Raw genomic sequence first — 23,472 nt, 5'->3', positions numbered from 1 at the left:
CGGAGGCCTTTGTCATGCCATCAGCAAATTTTATGCATACACTAAACTCAATTACAAGCACTTATTGAAGGATGATCCGTTTGAAACGGTGGTCTCCGGTTCATTTAAACCGGGAGGCATGTATGCACTACGACTTTTTGCCGATGAAGCACGAACCGCTGCCGCTTCTGCCGGTCATACATACGCCAAGCTCGATCCACCTGGGGAATATTCTATATATAGCCGCTACCAATCGTTATCATTCTCTTTTACAGCAGGCAGGATCCCTTCGATATATTCTATGCCTTTCAATGGACCATCGCCGGCATCCTTTACCGCAAAATAGGAACTTTATAACTAAAAATTAAAAAAAAAGTCATTTTTACGGGTAGGCACCCGTAATTTTTGATAGACGGCAAAAAAAGCCCGGATTATGTGGCAATCCGGGCTTCAAACCTTAAAGAATTCATTCAATCATAACATTTCGCTAATATTAAGCCATAGACATCATGCTTCGATGTATTGCGGCGCCGGTATGTGCCGGATCCAGCTCCAGCACCTGGTTAAAGTAATGTCCGGCCTGCACGGTGTCATCCAGGCCCAGGTAACCCAGGGCCATCAGGTAGCAGCAGTGAATCCGGTTGCGCAGGTCCAGATCATCATCAAAGATCATCAGGTCCGGCAGCGATACGGCAAAAAAATCAATGGCAACGGTATCCTCCAGGTGTGTTTCCCCATACCGGATCAGGTTCCGGAAACGTTGTGCCGCTTCTTCATGCTTTCCTAATTTTTGTAATGCCCAGCCCTGGTAAAAGATCTTATCCGGTTGCTGGTCGTTGTAATAGACGGCAGGTGTGGGCTCCGCCAGCCCCACTGCTGCTTTCTCCCAGCAGCTCTCAGCCGCGGCCAAATTGCCGCGGGCCTCTTCCACACAACCCAGCCAATAGTAGATATCATTTTCCTGGGCACCATATAGCTTGCCTTCCCCCAGGTTAACAGGAAATTCCTGTGCCTGCTGCAACAAACCTGCGGCCCCATCCAGATCCCGCACCGCCAGCAACTGCCGCGCGCGCGCCACATGGATGAGTACGTGCTGGCCGGAGGTTTTGCCTTCCCCCCCTTCCCAGGGATGAAAGTTACGGGCTTTCAGCAGCTCACCGGCCTCTTCAAACCGGCCCAGCAGCGAATGCAATGTGATGTATTCTATATACAGGTCATCGCGCTCCCTTACCTGCTCCGGGTATCGATCCAGGAATGAGAGCCGGAGCTCCGGAAGCGTGTTAAACCGCTTCTTTAGCTGATCCAGTTCAAACAGCACTCTTGAGTCCGACGGATCCGCGTCAAACGCTTTCCGGAACAAACGGAACGCCTCCTCTTTCTTATCAAACTTATTGTAATAGGCAATTCCCAGGTTCCGGTTGGTAGTGGCAAAGTCCGGGTTGATCGCAAGCGATTGCTCCCAGCAGCTGCGCGCGGGGTCATACAACCGTTTTCCATAATAGTAATTGCCCAGGTAGTATAAAGCCTTGTAATCTGCGGGATCCAGGTCCACGGCGGTCTTTAACACGGCGATATCTTCTATACGATTGGGGAATACACCATCCGGTCTTCCCTGAAAGGCTTTGCCAAACCACATTTTTGACTCTTCTTCCCTGCCGGCCAGGTGCGCAAAATACCCCAGGTAGTAATCAACCAGCGGATCCGTTGTATGGGCTGCCGTCAGCAGTAAAAAGGCCATGGCATCTTCGTACAGACCCGCAGCGGCATATTGCAATGCCATTTCAATAAATGAATAAGACCGGTGGCGCATTTGCTGCCGGAGGCCCTGCAGTTCTTTTTCCGCTGCATCGGTGTTTCCCTCCTGCTGCAGGTGCCGGCTCCATTCGAACCGGGCCGCAAAATCGAATACATCAATGGCCAGTGTTTCCTTTAACAACGCGGCGGCTTCATCCTCCCGGTGCAGCTGCCGCAGCGCCACTGCCTTTATGTGGCGAGCCTTCAGGCTGTTGTAATTCCTCAAAACCGATCTCCCCGCAAATTCCGCGCAGGTCTCCCAGTTGTTCTGAAGCCCGCTGATGTAAGCCAGCTGCAGGTAGGCATTGTCCTGCATGGCAGCATTCCAGGTGCTTTTATAAAGCCAGTCTGTTGCCTCTTCCAGTTGGTTCCGGTACCGCAGGCAGAGACCCAGGTTATACAACGGCTCTCCATCATAAGGATTGGGGTTCCTGGCCGTAAGCTTTTCCACTGCCGCACGAAGATAGGGTTCAGCGGTCTCAAACCGGCCACGGCGCAGGTACCAGAGGCCCATTGCATTGTTGCAGCGTATATCCGTTGCATCCCGCTTTAGTGCTTCGCGGTAATAATCCAGCGGCGAATACGTTGCGTGCCGGTATTGCTCCAGGTGCAGGCCCGCAAGATAAAGCGCTTCATTGGTGGAAAGCGCTTCGGGCCGCAGTATGGGTTTTGCAGGGTCCGGTATGGCCTCCGTATTGCGTTCCACCGGCGTATAAGCGATCAGCAGCTTACCCTTTACATCCAGCACTTCCACTGTCAGCCGGCGGGCGTCGAATGCCGCCTCAATGCAGACCTGTTTCTCAAAACTTTTAAGGGGTGACAATACCAGTGTGTCTGTAAAAACTTCCTGCCCCTCCTGTTTCAGCCGTATCGTTACCCTGCGTTCCTGCGTTACATACACCTGTACTGTTGCTGTATCTGCGGTGGTTTCGAGATTTACCATCGCGTCTGTAGAAGCGTTCTTTACATACCCGATGTGCTTATAGGGCATGAAGTATTGTTTGAACGTTCTTACTTCATTGGGCATGATCCAGCTGAAATCCGGCTGGTTATCGGTATACACACCGCACATCAGCTCAAAATAAGGACCATCCTCATCGGTAAGCTGGCGGTCCCAGGCTTTGCCAAATTCACCGCATCCCCAGGTCCATTGCTTTTTTCCGGGACTTACATGATGATCGGCAATATGCATGATGCCGGCCCTCTTCTGATGATGATACCCGCCCACAAAATTGAAGGCGCTGTTCACTGCCATATAGGATGTAGGGACCGGGATGTTGGTATAGATCGAGATATCGGTGCCCGGCGAATAATCTACTTTATAGTACGTGCCGGTTGCGATGGGAAAAGCACTTACATCCCGTTTGCCATGATCAAAAACGGCATTTACATCCGGAGGAAATACACTCTGGTAATGCTCGTCCACTGCCACCGCGGGGTTGGCCCACCACAAAAAGGTCTGCGGGAACGGCGTCCGGTTATACAATTTTGCTTCCAGCTCAATATAGGCCTTGCCGGCATACAGGGTAAAACCCAGGGCGCACTTGGTACCAAACATCTGCTCATATTCATTTACCCATACCGTTTTGCTGCCGTCCTTATTTTCCAGGATCTGGAAATCGGTTGCGTCAAAAGTAGTGGGACGATGGTGCTGCGGCCAGTTGAATTCGATGCCACCGCTGATCCAGGGGCCCAGCAGGCCCACCAGCGCGGGTTTGATGACCCGGTTGTGATAAACAAAATGATAATCATTGGTCTTATCATAAGCCATCTGTATGCGCCCGCCCAGTTCGGGCAGGATCATCACCTTCAGGTAATCATTCTCAAGATACAGGGCGGTCCACTCCTTCTCTTCTTTTTCGTCATACACTTTATCGATCACCTGATAGGGATACACCACACCGCTGCTCCCCTGGTACACACGCTTTTCCAGGAACATCGGGTTCTTGTCCGGCTCCCCGGTCTTATACGTCGGGATCTTCACGGTTTCCTGCCATGCACGCACTTCCATAGTCTTCTTTTTATGATTGTAGAAAATTCATTTAAGTTATGATCATCAATGCCCCGAAAAAACCTTGTCCATTTCTTCCAGCGATTTTCCCCTGGTTTCCTTTACCCGGAATTTCACGAACAAAAAGCCGAGGACACAAACGCCCGCATAGATATAGAACGGCGTGTAGGTTCCTAAGTTTTTTGCCAGTATGGGAAAGGTAAAAGTCAGTACCGCATAGGATGCCCACAGGGCCAGCACGGCAACAGCGGTAGCTGCGCCCCTTACCTTGTTGGGAAATATTTCCGAAATGAGCACCCAGGTAACCGGCGCCAGTGTCATAGCGTACAGCCCGATGGCGGCCAGTAACGACCAGGAAGCAGCAGCGGATCTTTGTTTCAGCAATGTGGCGCTGACCAGATACAGAAGGGTGAGCCCGATGGCGCCCAGCAGCATTAGGGGCTTCCGTCCCAGCTTATCTACCTGCCACATAGCCACCAGGGTACAAACCATATTGACCAGGCCGATAAATACCGTTTGCTTCAGCTGATCGTCCTGGCTAAAACCTACGCTTTCAAAAATATTTGCTGTATAATTAAATACGACATTGATTCCGCAAAGCTGCTGGAATACTGCCAGCCCGATGCCGATCAATACCACCGGAAAAACGGCACGTCCGAACACATCTTTATAACGCACCGCCGTATCGCCGGCGACCGATTTCCGGATCGCCTCCAATGTATGCGTGGCGTAGTCCCCGCCACCGATCTTCTTCAATATCTTTTCTGCGAGCAGCAGATTGCCGGCCTTGGCAAGCCAGCGTGGACTTTCTGGTAACCAGCATACACCTATCAGGAAGAGCGCGGAGGGCACAGCGCCCAATCCTACCATCCAGCGCCATGCATCTGCGCCTTCATTGCGCAAACTATAGTTGACCAGGTTGGTTATAAAGATCCCGATCACGATCGTCAGCTGGTTGATGGCTACCATGCGGCCACGCATATCAGTGGGTGCTACTTCCGCAATATACATCGGCGACAGAACAGAAGCCATTCCCACTCCTATTCCGGCAGCAAAACGGGCGGCAATGAATAATGCGCTGTTGTGCGAGAAGGCCATTGCCAGCGAGGAAAGAAAAAATACGGCCGCGGCCAGCATCAGTCCTCTCCGGCGCCCCCAGCGGTCGGAGATCCGGCCTGCCAGCAAACACCCCGCAATACATCCCAATGCCAGTGATGCCGTGGCAAATCCTTCCTGTACCTCGTTAAAGCCGAACTGCTCTTTTAAAAAAGGAAGCGCCCCCGCGATCACCGCAAAGTCGAACCCAAAAAGATAACCGCCCAGCGCGGAAATAAATGAGATGCCAATGATATAGGATGTATTAAAGGGATACTGACTTTTCATACTGAAGCGATTTTAGGAACACAAAGATGCGCACATAAAAAGGGAAATAGAATGGATATCCTTATGAAAACAAAGGACGATCTTATGATATTGCTGAGTAGACAGGCAGACATCCCGCTTACTTTTTCAGCAACAGCAACTGTTCTGGTGTCAGCCTTGTTTGAGGCACGAACTGCGCCCCTTTTATGTACTGCAGCAGGCTGTAACGCAGCTGGCGCGCAGCCGGCCGCTGTTCCAGCCCGTCGGCAATATTGATAGAGGTCATCAGCAGCTTTCCCTTTCCTACACGCGCCTCAATTACATTGGCCATCTTACGGTTTTTAAAAAAATTATCGATCACGCGCACTACCGGTTTCATAGCAGGCAGCGAATCTATGATCATCGTTTTCGAAGAAGTGATCAGGTCCCACCACTGCCAGTCGCTGTGAAATGCCGTAGGAAACTGCTTCAGCGCAGGATGTGCCGGGTTGCACAGGATCCCCATGGTACCGGGCTGATCCGGAAAATGTACCGGGCTCCAGAACACCGGCGCAAAGCGGCCATTCACCCCTTTCAGTGCTGCGGTATCCGGATTGAACAATACGTTCCCGCCCTTCTCCAGCAACTGCAGAGCTTCTGTGAATGAGCGGGTAAAAAATACATTATCGGCAGCTTCTTCAACTGAAGGAGGGTACACCCAGATCCGCCATTCGTTTTTAAACGCGGTTCCCCTGAGCAACAGTTCCACGGTAAGCATTTCCGCTTTTTTTACCGTACTTAACGCAAACTCCGCTGCTCCGACCTGGCTGTTGTTCCCCACCGGCAGGCTGACCGTCTGCCATTCTTTTTTGAACAGGATCTTCCCCGAACGGTCTTTAATGATCAGCTGCGGCGACACCTGCTTCAGGGTGCCGGCGCTAAAATTGGCCACCGCTGCTGTTACGGAAAATATTTCGTCGCTTGTATAAACCGCCTTACGGAACCGGAGCAAGGGTACCACCTCCGAACTGTACATCCGGTGCTCTTCGGGGCGCACCAGCTGTTTGCTGTCCCAGAACGCATCCAGGATGCCCACCAACGCGGTACCCTGACCGGGGAAATCGTGCAGGTCCAGCAACTGATAGCCACTGATCCCTTTTGTTTTCAATGCCCGCTCCATCTCTTCTTTATACAGCCGTGCGGCAAAAATACCGCTGGCAAGCGTAAATGAATCGGCCAGGTGCAACAGGTGCTTTTTCCGGAGATCATTCCGGACCGCCTTAAAATTCAGCGGGTCCAGCACGCCGGTGTATTTACGGATCTCTTTCAGATTGGGGTACACCGAATATTGCCCGATCTCATGTGTGATCAGCGGCACGGGCAGCCCTTCAACCGAAACTGCATAATCCGCAGAAAAATCCGGTGCATGATCATTAAACACCCCCTGCCCTCTTACCCAACCTTTTTTTGTGTACTGGGTAATGAAAAAATCGTCTCCCGGCTCCGGCCAGCGGCCATGCTCTTTTTGAAATGTAAACGTAGTGGTCGTGTAGAGGTGCCGGTTATCTTTCTGCTTCAATCCTCCCAGCAACCCGTGCAGCCAGTTAAAATCGCCCTGCAGCTCATTGCCCAATGACCAAAGACAGAAAGAAGGATGATTGCCATAAGTTTCGCTGATCCGTTCCGCTTCCATCTCCAGGAACCGGTTGGTGCCTGCATCCTCGCCGGCATGCAGGTTCCAGAACGGCAGCTCCACCTGCAGGTAAAAGCCCATGGAATCGGCCACTTCAAAAGCCGCTTCCGGCGGGCACCAGGAATGAAAACGCAGGTGGTTCAGTCCATAGCTTTTAGCGGTACGGAATACCTTAAGCCAGCCTTCGCGGGTCATCGGCGGATGCCCGGTCAGTGGAAAGATATTGCATTCCAGCGTGCCCCTTAAAAATACCGGGCGACCATTGATGCGCAGGGTCTGCTGATCGCTGGTCATCGCTCTTAATCCAAAACGGGTTTCTCTTTTGTCCAGCTGTTGCCCGCCGGTCGTTTGTATGGCTATCTCAACGCGGTATATATTCGGATCAAATTCATCCCAAAGCGCCGCATTCCGGCCCAAAGACAAGTCAATTTCTTCATCCGATGCTCCAGGGGCAACCGTAACCGGTACCCTGCGGGTAGCCACCAGCCGGTTGGCGCCTAAATATATTTTTGCCTGCAATACTGCTTTTTGAGCACGGGGGCTATGGTTCTCCAGCCCTATTTTTAATCCCGCCTTTTTTTGCGCAACATCCGGATAGGTTTGTACCAGCCCCAGCGCCAGCCGGTTGCGGGCCGTTAATTTTATCGCGCCGATAACACCGTTCCATATGATCTGTGTTCCATCCGTATACGCATGCGCCATATCCCTGACAGAGATATCATGCTGTTTCCGGTTATCAATACGGATCGTCAGCAGGTGTATCCCGGGTGTCAGGTATTTGCTCAGCTCAAACACATGTGGTGTGCTCAGGCTCTCATCTGTTCCGGCTTCCTTACCATCTACCCAAACCCTTGTATTCCAGATCACCCGCTCCAGGTACAGCCGGATCACTTTGCCCGTCCAGCCGGAAGGGATCACCACCTGCTTACTGTACCAGGCCGGCCCGGTGTAGGTATGCTTGCGGGTCAGCCGGATCATTACTTCCTTATTCATCACATTGGTATCCACCTTTATCTTTTCGCCGATACCTGCATCATCCAGGGTTCCGGGCAGTGTGATGGCTTGCCCTTCGTTCTTACGGAACCACCCTTCTTTTATACCGCGGTCTTCCTTATCCAGACGCAGTTTCCAGGTACCCGCCAGGGAGCGCTCCTGTTGGGCGTATGTCCGGGCAGCACAAACAAGAAAAAAGCCAAGTAACAATGTTCGCATGGTCGTTGGTAATAACATATTCATTCGTTTTATCATCGCTTTACAAAGTTTCTTTAACTGTACGGGGCCCTGGGCCGACTCCGGCAAGCATACCCGCAAATTTATGATCAAACATAGCACTGACCTGCTGCATTTTCAATAGCTAATCTTCGGAAAAAGATAGATTTTCTGATGCTGAGTGCGGTCGGGCTGGTTGAGCTACCTGCGTTTTTTTATTGCCCCGGCTGCAATGCTTATGGCGGCGGTCTTGCGTCGCACTCTTTGGCACCTCAATACAGGGCGGCTGGTTGCGGGACAGGGCGACTGGTGGGACTGGGAGTATCCATTCATTACAAAATCTCTTTTAATTGCCGGGTATTTAATACCGTTACCGGGTGGAAGCGATCAGATGCCATATACTGCAGCATGCTGTAATACAACTGTCTTGCAGCGGGATCATCCTTCAGCTGATCCAATGGTGCCATGCATACCAGCAGCTTCCCCCTTCCCACACTGCATTCAAAGATCAGTCCCAGCTTATGGTTGCGGTCGATATTATCGATCACCTGTACCAGCGGCTTATAGCCTGCCGGAAGGGCATCCAGTATCAGCGGGCGCGCATTTTTGATAATGCTCCACCATTGCCAGCTGGCATAATATTCCGTGGGAAAATGGTCAAACAGCGGCAATTCCGGCCGGGTAAGTATCCCCAGCGTACCGGCCGATTGCGGCCGTTGCTGTTTTTCGGCGGCTTCTTTAAATACTTTCCAGTTCCAGAATTCAGTAATGAACTGACCACCCACTGATTTTCCTTCTATCCTGTCATGATCCGGCAACAGCAACACTTTGGCCCCTGCCTGTAATGCGCTTAACATTTGGTCATCCAGCTTTTTTGAAACCATTAGCCCGGCAGGAACGGTCAGCTCCTGTTTGGCTGGGTATACCCAAACGGGATAACTGGTGCGGTAAGCCGTACCTTCGAGTTCCGCCTCCAAAATCAGCTTTTTGGCTGTTGTAATATCCCCCAGTGAAAGACGGATGTTCCCGACCGGGATGATCCCACTTGCATCCATTTTGATCCGCAGTTTCCCGCTTCCCAACACCTGGCCTTTCGGTCCGGTCAGGTTCCAGCTGACGATTTTCCCTGAAAGGTTTTCCGGACGGTAATTCACTAACCGGATATCTGCTGTGAACTGCTCTTCGTTGGTCCAGGTATATTTATCCATCAGCACCTGTAGCGTTCGATCGTTACAAAACTGCCGGAACGCTTCCGGGGTAATGAGCCCTTTGCTACGCATAAAAGCATTCAGCAGACCCACCAGCGCGGTGCCCTGACCGGGAAAATCCTGCAGGTCCAATAGTTGAAAGCCCCCAAAACCGGGTGTTCCCAGCGCCATCTCAATTTCCCGGCGGTACAATTGTACGGCCAGCATACCCGATGCTTTAAAGAAATCAGCAGCCTGGTCGCCCATGCCCGCCTTTTGCAAACGCTCCCTGAAGATCCGGAGATTTGCTGGCTGAAGCACTCCGGTGTATTGCGGGAGCTCTGTATAATCCGGATAGAGCTGGTACTGTCCGATCTCATGTCCTACCACCGGCAGGTGATACGGTTTAATGGCTTCATTGTAATTGCGCCGTGTATTGGGGCGCATGGTGTTTAAAATTCCATTACCGGCGTCTTCCGTTGTGGCAAAACCGCCCCGCACATCAAACCGGCCATCAGGGGTTTCCTTACCTGTCCGCATCGTTACCCAAAAATCATCCCCCGGCCCCGGATGCGGGTCGTTATAAAATGCATTTGTGCCAATCGTATACAGCCGGCGGTTATCATCGTAAGCCCGTAATTCTTTTATCATTTTATCCGGCACTGTTTCATCCCCTGCCAGTTCATTGCCCAGCGATAACATCACAAACGATGGATGATTTCCATAAGCATCCAGTATGGCCCGGCCTTCTTCATATTGAAAGCGGTTCTGAAAACTATCCTTACTGTTGAAATTGGACCAGTTGGGTAACTCTGCCTGTATATAGATGCCCTCAATATCTGCGGCCTCAAAGGCCGCCTCCGGCGGCGTGTAGGAATGAAAACGGTAGTGATTGATGCCGTATTGTTTTGCGATCCGGTACAGGCGTTGCCACTCTGCTGTAGCAGTGGGCGGAAATCCTGTTAAAGGAAACACACAGCTTTCATTTTTTCCACGCAAAAACGTGATCCGGTTATTGATGCTGAATTGTGTGCCTTGCGGACGGAACGTTCGAAGCCCTGCATTTAACGTCTTCCGGTCTGCAATGCTATTCTTATCATACAGTGTTACCGTAATGCGGTAGAGTGCCGGCCGGTATTCATCCCAGAACAGGGCATCCGGACCTAACGGATAATCCAGTATCACCATACGATCTGTTGTTTGTTCAGCGAGATTATACCACTGCGGTTTTGCCCGATGCGGTTTCGGCGTATTCCATGCGGATGCTTCTATTTTGATACGGGCTGGCTTATGATTTTTTTGTTCGTCTCTTAACTGGATGCTGAACCGGAACAGCCGTTGATCTGCATTCGGTTTTACCCGCACCCGCGCTAATTGAAAACTGTTCCGGCTTTCCATGAAGATATTGCCGATGATACCGTTCCAGTTGGTTTGTGTGTGCGCGCTCAGGGCATGTGAGCCGCCCACAGCAAAGAGTGAAGGCGTATTGTCTACACAGATCGTTAGCGTATGCAATCCCGGTTCCGGGTGGCCAAGCTCAATCACCTGCATGGCAGATAGCAGCCGGCTTTTGCCCACCAGTACTCCGTCCAGCCAGACGGATGTAGCTTTTGTACGCTCCAGGTTCAGCGTTATTGTTCTTCCGTTCCAGGATACCGGTATGTGGATGCATTTCTGGTACCAGGCCTTACCTGTATAGGACCAGGGGGCATTTAAATGTTGTGTGGTGGGTTGGGTATTCCGGACGCCCTTATGCCACTGCGCCATGGAACCGGGCAGGGTCACTGTTTCTGCAAACAGACTATTCATCCAACGTTGTGCCATTCCCGCGTTTTGCGGATCCATACGAAAACCCCAGCTACCCCGCAGGGCAATACGCTCCCGCACAGATGACTGCGCATTGCCATAAATACTTAGCAATATCCACAACAGGGTTCCGGCTATACGTGTTTTTAAAATATCAATCATTATAAATACAGGCTTCCTGTCCGGCAAGCATCCTTCGCATTTAGTGTTCAAACATAGCACCGTTCTGTGGCACTTTCAATGGCTAATCTTCGGAAAAAGATAGATCTTTTGATGTTAAAGAGCGTTGGCAGCGGCGGGCTTTTTATTGTCCCGGCTGCAGTGCTCATGGCGGCAGTCTTGCGTCGCACGCGTCGACACCTCGATACAGGGCGGTTTGTTCTCCGCACTGGCTTAAGTTTCTGACCCTTACCTATTTGCTATTAGGTACCATAAGCCCAGGTCATTATTTGTTTTGAGGATCACATCGACTGGTAGAACAGTGAGTTTGCATTAAACTCATGATCCGAGCCTATGGCTCTCGGTCTGTACTACAGCCCGTTAACAACGAACTAAAGTTCGTTGTTAAAAAACTAAAACGAGGTGATGCCTCTTCACTGTATTTACACACCGTCGTGAACATTTCTCCAACACACCACCAAAGGCCATCGGCCTGCTGTTATATGACTCCGGAATTTATTCCGGAGACTAAAACATGCTAAGAGACCAGAGTGCCGTAGGCACGACCAATATCATCTTCCTCCTCCCAGCTTCCAATACCGTTGCAATGCCTCTGCATAATAATAATCGGCATAAATCAGCGGCACGTCGATATCCGCATTTTTCGGATAGTTACCCACACCATGTTTCAAAAGAAAACCACCATTTTCACCGATAGCGGCACGGTAGGCCGGGGAGCACAGACTTTGCAACATTTTTTCTGCCGCCGTCATATAGCTTTTGCGCTCTTTTCCGGATGTATAGGTAGCCAGCTCCAGCAGGGCCGAGCAGATCACCGCACCTGCAGAAACATCCCTTGGTGCATTGGGGATCCCGGGTGCATCAAAATCCCAGTAAGGTATCTTGTCCGCCGGCAAACGTGGATGCGTTAACAGGAACCGCGCAATGTGCCGGGCCTGTTCCAGATATTTCGGGTCACGGGTTTCGCGATAGGTCATGGTATAGCCATACAAACCCCAGGCCTGTCCCCGCGCCCATGCAGAGCTGTCGGCAGCACCCTGAACCGTTTGCTTTTTTAATACGCTGCCGTCCTTTGGGTTGTAGATCACCAGGTGATGCGAACTGTAATCCGGACGGTAATGATGTTGCATGGTGGTACTGGCATGGGTCACTGCAATTCGGTAAAAAGAAGAATCGCCCGTCATCTTTGTAGCTTCAAACAACAGTTCCAGGTTCATCATGTTATCAATGATCACCATAAACCGGCCGGTATCCGAATCCCAGGAACGGATGCAGCCTACTTTTTCACTAAACCGGCTTGCCAGAGACCGTGCGCTGTTGATCAGGATATCTTTATACTCCGGCTTTGGCGCCAGCCTTTCCGCATTACCGAAAGAACAGTACATCATAAAGCCCAGGTCGTGTGTTGTTTTATTGTATTGCTCCTTTTCCAGCACATTCATTTTTTGCAAAGCTTCCTTGTATAAAGCGCTGTCCTTCGTGTACTCAAAAAGATACAACAATGCACCGGGGTAAAAGCCGCCCACCCAGGGCTCGGAACCGCTGGTGACCAGTTTATCATCTTTAGCATACCAGGTTACGGGAAAACGGGCGGCATCCAGCCGTTGCAGCATTACCTTGTATTGCTGAGCCGATTCATTCATACACCGCACTACCTCCCGTCGTAGTTTTTTCCGGGTCTTTAGATGCTGTGCGTTTAATGTGTTCAACAAAAAACAACAGGCAAGCAACCAACAAACCCGGCGCAACCTTATTTTATTCATATTATTTCATTTAGCCCCCTCAGGCGACCATGAGGACACAAACCTCGGCCCGACATTTGATTTCTTACCATTTTAAAACCATTGCATAATCCGGTCTGCGATCAGCCGGTGTCCCTTTCCATTGGGATGATTGCTTTGCGCCATATAATCGCGTAGCTGTTTTCCACTCCGGGCCTCATCATAAAAAGCAGCATAGCTGTCTGCAAGACCGATCTTATATTTTGCAGCCAATTGTATCAGCTGCTGACTGAATTGGCTCAGGATATTATCCTGCTTAAGAATATCCACCGTAAGATCCGGAGAAGGCGTCATCAGGATGATCTTTATATGCTTCTTCAATGCCTTCCGGATCATCTTCTCCATGGCAATCCGGGATGCTTCCAGGCCAATGGCCCGGTCGTTGAGGGCATAATCGATAAACAATACATCCGGGTGGTGCGGCAGCACATCCTTCTCAAACCGCTTTTGCCCCTGCACGGAATTTTCGCCACCGATCGATGTGGTGATCACATTGATAACGGCATTGGGATACAGCTCCTTCAATTGCTGCAATACCTGGTGCGGGTAGGCTTCCAGCGTATGTACCGCAGGTGTTTGAAAATAGCCGCTGGGCACAGAATGCCCGTGAAATACCAGGTTAATGGTCCGGTTCGCGGGCCATTTCTTTTTCAATTCGGTCTTCAGCTCCTCCAGGTAGGTTTGCGGATCTGCCTGCGCCATACCGGCCATTGCCCAGTGCAATGCCAGAACAAATAGTAATAAACGGGTCATCCTGTTTTTCATCTTTCTGTTTTTAAATCTATTCATAAGCGACAGCAACCGTAGTACCATCCTCCGGCAACTGCAGCCGTTGCGTTTTATCATTGATCGCTACTGTTACCGTTACACCTTTGTGCAACGGATCGCTGATATATAGTTTCCCTTTTTTAACAACCATCATGCAAGGCTGATCCGTTTGCAGGTAGCGCCGCTGATCCAGCATCAGTTTACCTCCGGTATAAAATGCCGCCATGACCACGCCGTCTGAAAAACGAACGGCTTGTACACCTTTATCATTCTGCAACACTTTCCAATCCGGTTTTGAGGCCAGCCTTGCCGCTTCCGCAGCCGTCCTCGCAGCGCTTAATACATAGCCAAAGGCCTGGCCTTGTTGTTGCAAGAGCACCGGCATAAAAGCAGCAGCACGCACGGTATCTTTTGATTCCGCATTGTTGATCGCATACCAGGTGCCGGACCTTTGCTCCGCGTGTACTTCCATAGCCGCCGGCTGCAGCGGGATATAGGCAAATCCTGCATGATGGATCCAGCGTACCTCATCCAGCCGTGTTGTTCCGCTCCGCAGTACCTGCTTTGGACTGTTGACCGTTACCGGACCCCGCAGGCGGCACTGATCCAATGCCGTGTAAACCGGACCGGAAACCTGATTTGTTTTTAAATCGCCTGCCAGGCATATTACCTTATCTCCATAACAGGCCCAGAACTTACGCGCCTCCAGTGATTGTTTTCCTGTTGTGTCGGCAATGATGATGTGCATGGCTGTAACGCCGCAAAAGGAATCGCCCGCGCTGCCGGCAAAAGCCTGGCGGTTTGCCTGGTAAGCACCTTTAAAAGCAGTGACCCCGGGCAGGTGCGACCAGTCCCAGACCGGCATCAGATCCGTATACTCCTTTCCATCCCTGATCAGGTAGGCATCACCGCTATTGAGAAGGCGGCCTTTTAAGTTTTCATGATTGATGGATTCCGTAGCCAGCGTACGGGTCGAAATGGTTTTTATAAAAAAGCTAAACCCTTTCCGGTGATAGGCAGCAAAATCTGAATAGGGATAATAGCGGAAGCCCTGCAAGCCCGCTTTCCCATTCTGAACGGCACTTAGCCGGTCCCAGTCCGCAGACCTGGAAGGTTGCAGCTCTTTCATAAACGGGATCAACGACCGCACATCTGCGCTTTCCAGTTCACCTTTACGGGAGGCCGACCGGTCCATGGTTCCCGGCACGGTATAAATACCGCGGGCCATCCATTGCCACCCGTTCAGCATCATACCGGTAAGCAATGCTACTTTATCTTCCGGAAATGCAAGTGGGGTGCCCTTTAACTGCCAGGCCACCCGCAGGCTCTCCAACAAAAATGCTTTTCCATACTGGTACATCTGCAGCCGGTGGCCGTGCTGCTGAAAGCTGTAATCCGGCTGAATGCCCTCTCCTGTTCCGGTTTTGATCTCCTTTACGATCAGTGCACGACATCGTTGCACCAGCTTTTCATCACCGGTAAGCGCGCCGTAATGCAGACCCAGGTCGGCACACCAAACCAGGTTACCGGCAAGATAATCTTCGTGCACCCGCAGCTGGTTCAGCACTTCCAGCGCGGCTTTCATACGTTGCGGATTCAATTGGTTGCGGAGCAGGATGATGATGTCCCGCATATAGCGGGGAATGCCGATTTCATTGTGCCACCAGTTCGTACTCTGGTACCGCCTCAACAGCCAGTGGTCGAGTGCTTTTTCCATTGCATTTAACAGCCGGGTACTATTCCGGTCCGGTGATCCCGGAGCCCCCCAGCACAAAGCCATATCACGAATCCGTTTGAGGTGGTCCGGTACTTTCCATGCGGCCGGTTCCTTGTCGTTATAATCAATATCCGGCCAGCGCCCATCCGGTTGCAGGGTACGTATCCAGCTGCCTGTATGCGTTACAGCCAATACACTGGTTTGGAACAAATACCTGCTGTACCGGTCCAGTATGGTATCTGCCTGTGCGCGCGCCGCCACGGCAAACAATAAAATAAAAACGATATTCAAACTGATCCTGCGCATATCTTATTTTCTGTGATCTTCAAAAAAGCACTGCCTCTTATTTTTTGAGCGCCCGGTAACGCATAAGCGCTTCAAGATAGTAATAGTCTGCGTAAATAAGGGGCACATCCACCTCTATATTTCCCGGTACGCCTCCTGATGCATGTTTGAGGATGAACCCGCCGTTCTCCCCAGTTGCTGCACGGTAAGCCGGTGACGACAGCGATTGCAGCATGATTTCTGCGGCATGCTGGTAACGCTCGCCTGTCTTACGATCCACGTATCCCGCCAGCTCCAGCAATGCAGATGCGGTGATCGCAGCCGCTGATGCATCCCTGGGCACCGGCTGGTATTTCAACGGATCAAAGTTCCAGGGCGGATCAAAGCCCGCCTGACCCACATTAAAATCCCAGTAGGGAACCTTGTCCTTTGGCAGATTGGGATGGTTCAGGAAAAAATCGGCCATGCCGGTTGCTGTCTGCAAAAAGCGGAGATCCTTTGTTTCGCGGTATACCATGGTGAACCCATAGATACCCCAGGCCTGACCGCGCGACCAGGCGGAGTTATCTGAAAAGCCCTGCTGGGTCTCCCGGCTCTTTACAGCCCCGGTCTCCACATCATAGTCTACCACATGATAGCAGCTGAAATCAGGACGTACCTGGTTCTTCATGGTCATCTCCGCATGTTTGATCGCTATATCTTTATAAAGCGGTTCCCCGGTTGCCTTTGAAGCAAAGAACAATAATTCCAGGTTCATCATATTATCGATGATCACCGGAAATTTCAGGATCCGTTTTCCATCCAGGGATTTTACCTGGTCCCAGGACTGGATACAGCCTACACGTGGATCAAACCGACGGGCCAGCGACTGCGCCGAGCGTACCAGGACGGCCTTATCCTCCGGAGCGCCAAACAACCGGTAGGCATTGCCATAACTGCAATACATCATAAAACCAAGATCATGATGTGCGGTCATTGTTTTTAGCGGCTCCATCTTTTCCAGTTTAGCCTTCGCTTCATTCAATAAACCCTGATCCTGCGAAAATTCATAGAGGTACAGCAGCCCGCCGGGATAAAAACCGCTGGTCCAGGCAGCAGGTGTTACTGTTTGTAACATTCCTTTTTCAAAGGTCCGGGGCCATTGATCCGGTTTTAGCTGTTGTTTTAAATAGTTGTACTGGCGTACGGAAGCCTGTAAACTTTCTGACACGATTGCCTGCACCTCCGGGCGGGGCTTTAACCGGTGCAGCTTCTGTGCATTTACCGGAGCTGGCATTACCCCTGACAATATCAGGTAACTGCCGAGCAAGACGTTCTTTAAACCGTTCTTCATATCCTTCTCAAAATTTGTCCTGATCTATTTTTTAAACAACTGCTGCAACAAGGCCGGAGCCAACTCTTCGGTTGGCGCAAAGGCATCGCTGCTGATATACTTCTTCAGACTGTACAATAATTGCCTTGCCACAGGACGCTGATCCAGCTGATTTTTCAGATCAATGGCTGAAACCAGCAATTTACCCTTACCCACCCGTGCTTCAAACAACAGGCTGACCTTACGGGGATTGTTCCAGTCGGGGATCATCTGTACGAGCGGCTTGAATCCGAACGGGAAATGCTCCAGTACCATGGGCCTTGAATGGGCTACCAGGTCCCACCACTGCCAGTCGGAATGAAAGGCCGTTGGAAAGAACTGTAAGGCCGGATGTTTCGGGTCACAAAGGATCCCTAACAGGTTGGGCGGCATACCGGACCACACCGTGTTCCAGGAAATGCCCGAGAACCCGGGTGCCGCATCTGTATTTACTTTTGCGGTATCGGCCAGCAGCAGTACACTGCCCCCCTTCTCCAAAACGGTTGCAACCCGTTCATTCCAGCTATCTGCGATCAGCACCTTACCCGGATCCACCTGTGGTTGTTTTTGCGGATATACCCAGAGATTCCAGTCATTATTGTAGCCCATACCACGGATACCGACCGTCAGTTTCAACTGTGCTGCTGTTTCAATCTTATCCAACGGAATGGCGATCTCTCCCAGCGTGAACGGGCTGCCCACCGGTATATCGGCCGGTGCAAAACTTCCCGAAGCATATACGGTGCCATCCTGGTAACAGAGCGACCATTCACCCGTAACGTCTTTCAGCGCAGCACTGTCGAAATTAGCAAACTGCGCCATTGCCGTAAAGGTCTGTGCATTGGTCCAGGTAAAACCATCCGTTCTTAATAAAGGTACCCTGGTATTTTGAAACCTGCGGAAGGCTTCCGCTGTTGTATAAGGCTTGGGATCCCAGAAGATGTCTACCACGCCTACCGGTGCGGTGCCCTGACCGGGAAAATCGTTCAATTGCAACATATGATAACCGCCCAGCCCGGGTGTACGCAGGTAGGATTCCACTTCCTCTTTTTTCTGGATGACCTGGAATTTTCCCGAGGCCATCATAAAATCTTCTGCCTGGTCCAGCATGTTACGCTCGCGCAGCAACTCGCGGAACAGTTCATAGTTATACGGTTTCAATACACCCGTATATTTCGGAATCTCTTTAAAGTTGGGATACACACACCACTGACCGATCTCATGCGTGATCATCGGCACTTTGTTCCTGACCACATAATCCGAATAATCATACCGGGTATCCAGTGCCTTTACATTGAACCGGCTTTTGAGCCCTTCCTTCCAGCGGTGCGGCCGGGCACCATACAATACATGATAATCATTCGCATCAATAAGCGGGTACGCTGCACTTCCGGTATAAAGGCGTCGCGGGTCCAACTGTTTCCAGTGCGTAACCTGCGCTGTAAGAAATTCCTTTACGGCCGGGCCTACCAGTTCATTACCCTCGCAGAACATAATAAATGACGGGTGGTTGCCATAGGCATTTAAGATGGCTTCACCCTCCCTGCGCAAAAATCCATTTACGGCGCTGTCCTTACCAATGGTAAACCGCCAGTCAGGATTTTCTACCTGCAGGTAAAAGCCCAGTTCATCTGCTGCCTCAAAAGCCGCTTCCGGCGGACACCAGGTATGAAAGCGCATCGCGTTTAATCCATAATTTTTGCAGATGGTAAAGATCCGGATCCACTCCTCCTTATCCGCCGGCGGATAACCGGTGAGCGGAAACTCTGAAGAGTTCACCGTGCCCCGGATAAATGCAGGTTTGCCGTTAAAAAGAAATCGGGTACCCTGGGTTGCAAGATCACGCACGCCGAAGGTCACTTCGGTTCCATCATTATATTGCTGTGCATTTCCGCTGGCGTTCAATGTCAGCTGCAACCGGTACAATGCGGGATTAAATTCATCCCATAACTGAACTGGTGCGCCCAGTGGTACTTCGGCCGTAACCGTGATCAGGGAATCTGCTCCCGAAAAACGGATCCCGCCTTCCGGCACCTGCTGTGGCTTTGCCGTATGTTCAACGGTACCGCTAAATCCCAATCTTCCTTCCACTGCCTTGCGGGTGGTATTCCGGATGCGCACCTGCAGCTTTACCATTCCTTTTGATGCATCGGGATAAGCCTGCACATCGGCGATATGCACTTTATCAGAAGCGCGCAGTTCTATTTTACCAATGATCCCGTTCCAGTTGGTTTGCGTTTCTGCACTGATGGCGTGCGCATATTCGATGTCATAGATCTTATCATTATTGACCCGGATCCTTATCTTATTTTTCTTACCAGGTTTCAGCAACGAGGTTACTATATAACGATGCGGCACAGAAAGGCTCTCCCGCTTGCCGGCCGGCCGGTCGTTGACCCATACATCGGTTTGCCAGTGTGCCCGTTCAAGAAAGAGCTCCACTTCTTTATCGCTCCACTGCTCCGGCACTTCGATCTCCTTTTCATACCAGGCAATGCCCTTGTATTCAAATGCGCGTGTCAGCCGCAGCGAGGTCATCCCCTCTGTCTTGTACCCTTTACCCGCCTGGTCCGTAGATCCCGGCAATGTGATCGTTTCCGCCAGGGATGGCAGCAATTGTACGCCATTGCTGTTAACACCAGTTTCAAAGGGATCGAGTTTAAATTTCCACACCCCTTCCAGGCCCAGGGTTTTACGGGAGAAAGGTGTATGCTGCTGCGCCTGTGTCGTAAACACGATGCCCAGCAACAAGGTTGTTATCCAATAAACCGGAATGCTTCTCATCATTTGCTCAAAAACTTTTTTATTATTACTGGTAGATCCCGGTTACCGTTACCACCGATTTAGCCGGCAGCTGTATTTCGCGGGCATTTGCTACCGAATGTTTCAGGTTCTGTGTGCCATCTGTGGTATACAGCGCAAGCGGCAGATCAGACATCCCCTTCAATTGTATGTGTTGCTCCTGTTCCTTTGGATTGATCAGTACCACAACCATCTTCTTTGTGTTGTTGTCCTTGTATGCGGATACCAGGATGCTCCCGGCATCGTCCTTCCCGGATGTTACTGCTGCGATCCGCTGCATCCCCGGCCGTACAAAACGGGCAAAATTCCCGAACGCCCAAAGCTGCTTTGAGCCGGAAACGATCCCGTCCGTTTTACTGCCCGGCACATCGATCTTACCGGAGGGAGCATTGATGTATACCAGGGCATCGCTGTAGTCGTAAGGGCTCATGGCCAGCCACCACTGCCAGGATGTGGTGTTGGCCACCGTAAGATCATGGTGGATCACTTTTGCTACATACAATCCGTAATCGATACCGGTATTACGCGGTGCACCGCTGTATTGATTGCAGATATTACCAAGGATACCGAATTCTGTTTGCCATGTTTGTAACGGCGCCAGTTGCTGCACTACAGAACGCACCTGCTGGCGGGTAGCAACTGCAGCATCATCCGGGCAGGTGGTAAAATAGCTGTGCGCGGAGATAATACGGGCAACCTGGGGCAGGCCGCCGATATAGGTAGTGGTTCCCGGTTTAAAAAACCGGCGGGCCTGATCGCCACAGCCTTCTTCATTTTTGCCAAAGATATAATCCCACTGCCCGGCTTCACCCACTACGATCTTTGTGCTCGTATTTCCCATTTTTGGTGCAATAGCCTTTACCAGCTCAGCAATCTCCGTATTCACGGCCTGTGTACCTTCCTGGCCGGCGCCGTCTGCCTTTCCCCATTTCCATTGCGGCTCATTCACCGGGCTTAGAAAATCGAAACCGAAATGCCCGGCCACCTTTGCCAAAAAAGCAGCATAGGCATCCATCATCCCATCTTTTATGTTCATTCGCGTGCCGCCGGAGGCATTATAAGCCTTTCCGTTCTGTGTCATAAAAACGGGAGGTGTCAGTGAAAAACCAAGCGTATAAGAAACGCCCCGTTTCTTTGCGGCTTCCAGGAACCATTGCTGCCCTTTTTGTTTGTTCCAATCATACTCACCATCCGCGCTCATAAAACATTCCTCTCTCCGCCATTCATCCTTTATATTACTTGCGGCACCCTGTTCAAAACTGCCGCCGCCAATGTTGAACCGCCACAAGGAAAGACCAATGCCTGCAGGACTTCCGTCTTTTAAGGTATCCATGCTGAAAAGCAGGTCGGCGACCCTGTTCTTTTTCTGTTCATCCGGCCAACTGCCCACAAACTTTGCCGTCCAGCAATCAGAAGCGCCAAAACTGTGAATGGTCTGCTGTTCCTGCAAAGGATAAAGTTCTACGATGATTTTTCCGGGTGATGCAATAACACCGGGATCATCCCCCGCAGGCTGCTTGTCGCAGGCCCAGGGAAGCGAGAGGACATGCGTCAATACAAACACACAACCAGCTTTCTTTACTATTCTTTTTATCGCTTGTTTATTGTCTGATCTGTTCTTAAAAAATTTCATCCGGTGATCGTTCATTTTTTAAAGTCCATGGGCGAGGCGCGTGCGGACATGCACCCCGGCTTAAGAAAGCATATCCATCCATACCAATGCACACCCAGGTTTTCTTTACTGTCGTATTATTGCTTGTTAATTCTATTCTTTGAAAACTTCGTCATCTAAGGTCTATGTCGCAGAGCGCGTGCAGACATGTACCTCTGCAGCGGAACCTGCATCCCGCAGATCGCAACTATTCTGCGGGTCAAGCTTAAGAGCAAAAGATCAGCGAAAACAATCCGCGCCCATCAGTCGGGAAAGAACCATCGCCCACTTAATTCCCCGTTCTTACGATCCTGAAACGCTGCAATGCCAGATCATAAGAAGCCTTATAGGTTCCTGCCGGACTGGTGGAAAAGCCCCAGTTGGCACCGCCGGAGCTGGCACCTACCGCTCCTACCGTGGTGATCAGGTCACCATAATCATCTTTCATCGCAGCACGTGCTGCAGCCAGACGAAACCATCCCTTACCCCATACATCCCCACCCAAAGCTGCCAAAGGCGCGTTCAGGCTCATATTTGACGTCCCCCCCGTAGTCTGGAAGGATCCACTAAATAAATATTTATTATCCGGATCCCTCGTTAATTTGGGTGAGGTAGTCGCTTCTGTCCAGCCACCCGCACTACCGGCAACGGTAGGTCCCGTTACAGCGAGGTACTGCCAGGGGCTGGCATCGGACCATCCCGGATATTTTACCGCATCTATGGGTAATGTGGGTGTATATGGAGTAGCGCTAATGGTACGTTTGGTCATGTCAACAGCAATATGATAGTAGCCTTTCTGCGTTACCGGTAATTTAAAGCCCGCCTGTTGCAGATCAACGGTAAGCGTAGCCGGTGCTGCAGCACTTGAACCAATAACATTTTCCCCATCCAGGGTATAATTGATACCGGCCTGCGTACCGCCGGTATTACTAAAGGGTTTATTGGGTCCCAGAAATGCGATGAACCGGATGTTCTCTGCTCCGGAAGCAGGATAATAATAATCGATCAGGAATGTATTGTTACCCTGCTTTTTCATCGAGTAAATGGTACCGATCCCCCTGCATCCCCCGGCCTGGTCGTATCCCTGTGCGGTCACTTCCGCTGCATTCTGCGCATCAGATAAATAAAGGCGGTCCACATACCCCACACTTACTTCACCTCCTACTGTTTTTTTGTTACCGCTTGCATCCGTTGAACGGATGATGTACTGGTACAATCCCGGTTTGCCGGAGGGCAGCTCCAGGCTCTTTATCAATGTATATTGTTTTTTTGCGGCTTCATCCGTGGGATTGATCGTTTCGGAAAGCTCTACCGGCTGGCCATCTGCCGCCTCACCCCAGAGTTTAAGCTCTATACTGTTAATTTCCAGGTCGCTGATGGTTGCTTCAAAATCAACTTTAATGGGCGCGGCCGAGAATCCCAGGAATTTGGTCACCGTGGGCTTTACAACCTTGATATCCGGCGGCAGTTCATCCGGGTTATAACCGGCAATAAGATTTTCGGAAGAAAGGTCCTCCACCGTTACATATTTCCTGATCAACCCACCCTCACTATTCGTGATCCGGAACTCCAGTGTATGTTGTGTGGGATTCAGATCCTTTGGTACCAGAAAGCTGTCCTGTATGGAAAACGAGGACTGGTCGCCCACATTAAAAACCGTATCCAGCTGCCATTCGCCGTTCTTCATTTGCACCGTTTTAATTCCCTTTTCGTCCTTCATCAATGCCTGTACCGCTACTTTGTATTTCGGACCGATCCAGTGCAAACGGGCAGTGGCGCCTTCCAGCACGGGCAAGGGCGTACTATCTCCTTCAGGAAATGTAAGCGCCTTATTGCAGGCCATAAACAACCATACCAGGTTCAAACCAATAAAGAGTATACTATATATTCTTTTCATAAACAGAATATTTTGAATAA

11 protein-coding genes are annotated in these 23,472 nt (G+C 50.9%); all 11 read right to left on the bottom strand.

The window, feature by feature from the left end; all coding sequences use genetic code 11:
• Window positions 1-472: 472 nt before the first annotated feature.
• Entirely contained in the window at window positions 473-3,784 is a 3,312-nt protein-coding gene (locus tag B160_RS0100985; protein ID WP_018625970.1) for a DUF5107 domain-containing protein, read from the bottom strand.
• Between the two features lie 45 nt (window positions 3,785-3,829).
• On the bottom strand, window positions 3,830-5,167 hold the full coding sequence (locus B160_RS0100980) for a sugar porter family MFS transporter (RefSeq protein WP_018625969.1): 1,338 nt from the start codon (window positions 5,165-5,167) through the stop codon (window positions 3,830-3,832).
• Between the two features lie 118 nt (window positions 5,168-5,285).
• Window positions 5,286-8,048, bottom strand: a complete 2,763-nt coding sequence (locus tag B160_RS28110; protein WP_211218026.1) for a glycoside hydrolase family 2 protein — start codon at window positions 8,046-8,048, stop codon at window positions 5,286-5,288.
• 311 nt (window positions 8,049-8,359) lie between these two features.
• Window positions 8,360-11,182, bottom strand: a complete 2,823-nt coding sequence (locus B160_RS28105) for a glycoside hydrolase family 2 (RefSeq protein WP_040679216.1) — start codon at window positions 11,180-11,182, stop codon at window positions 8,360-8,362.
• Window positions 11,183-11,751: 569 nt separating this feature from the next.
• Entirely contained in the window at window positions 11,752-12,963 is a 1,212-nt protein-coding gene (locus B160_RS0100955; protein ID WP_026309429.1) for a glycoside hydrolase family 88 protein, read from the bottom strand.
• A 72-nt stretch (window positions 12,964-13,035) separates the two neighbouring features.
• Window positions 13,036-13,746 carry an SGNH/GDSL hydrolase family protein gene (locus tag B160_RS0100950; protein WP_018625963.1) on the bottom strand — a complete coding sequence of 237 codons (711 nt, stop codon included), beginning with the start codon at window positions 13,744-13,746 and terminating at the stop codon, window positions 13,036-13,038.
• A 16-nt stretch (window positions 13,747-13,762) separates the two neighbouring features.
• Window positions 13,763-15,772: a polysaccharide lyase family 8 super-sandwich domain-containing protein gene (locus B160_RS0100945; protein WP_018625962.1), complete on the bottom strand. Its 2,010-nt coding sequence runs from the start codon at window positions 15,770-15,772 to the stop codon at window positions 13,763-13,765.
• A gap of 37 nt (window positions 15,773-15,809) precedes the next feature.
• Window positions 15,810-17,084, bottom strand: a complete 1,275-nt coding sequence (locus tag B160_RS0100940) for a glycoside hydrolase family 88 protein (RefSeq protein WP_018625961.1) — start codon at window positions 17,082-17,084, stop codon at window positions 15,810-15,812.
• Window positions 17,085-17,108: 24 nt separating this feature from the next.
• A complete protein-coding gene (locus tag B160_RS0100935) occupies window positions 17,109-19,889 on the bottom strand; it encodes a glycoside hydrolase family 2 protein (protein WP_018625960.1) in 2,781 nt (926 codons plus the stop codon).
• Between the two features lie 22 nt (window positions 19,890-19,911).
• Window positions 19,912-21,537, bottom strand: coding sequence for a glycoside hydrolase (locus B160_RS0100930; protein ID WP_157557841.1), 1,626 nt, complete (start codon window positions 21,535-21,537; stop codon window positions 19,912-19,914).
• A gap of 307 nt (window positions 21,538-21,844) precedes the next feature.
• Window positions 21,845-23,452, bottom strand: a complete 1,608-nt coding sequence (locus B160_RS0100925) for a hypothetical protein (RefSeq protein ID WP_071596976.1) — start codon at window positions 23,450-23,452, stop codon at window positions 21,845-21,847.
• Window positions 23,453-23,472 lie beyond the last annotated feature (20 nt).

Source organism: Niabella aurantiaca DSM 17617, assembly GCF_000374125.1.
Classification (GTDB): Bacteria; Bacteroidota; Bacteroidia; order Chitinophagales; family Chitinophagaceae; genus Niabella; species Niabella aurantiaca.
Note: the sequence above shows the minus strand (reverse complement) of the source record. Positions and strands in the feature narration are given on the sequence as shown.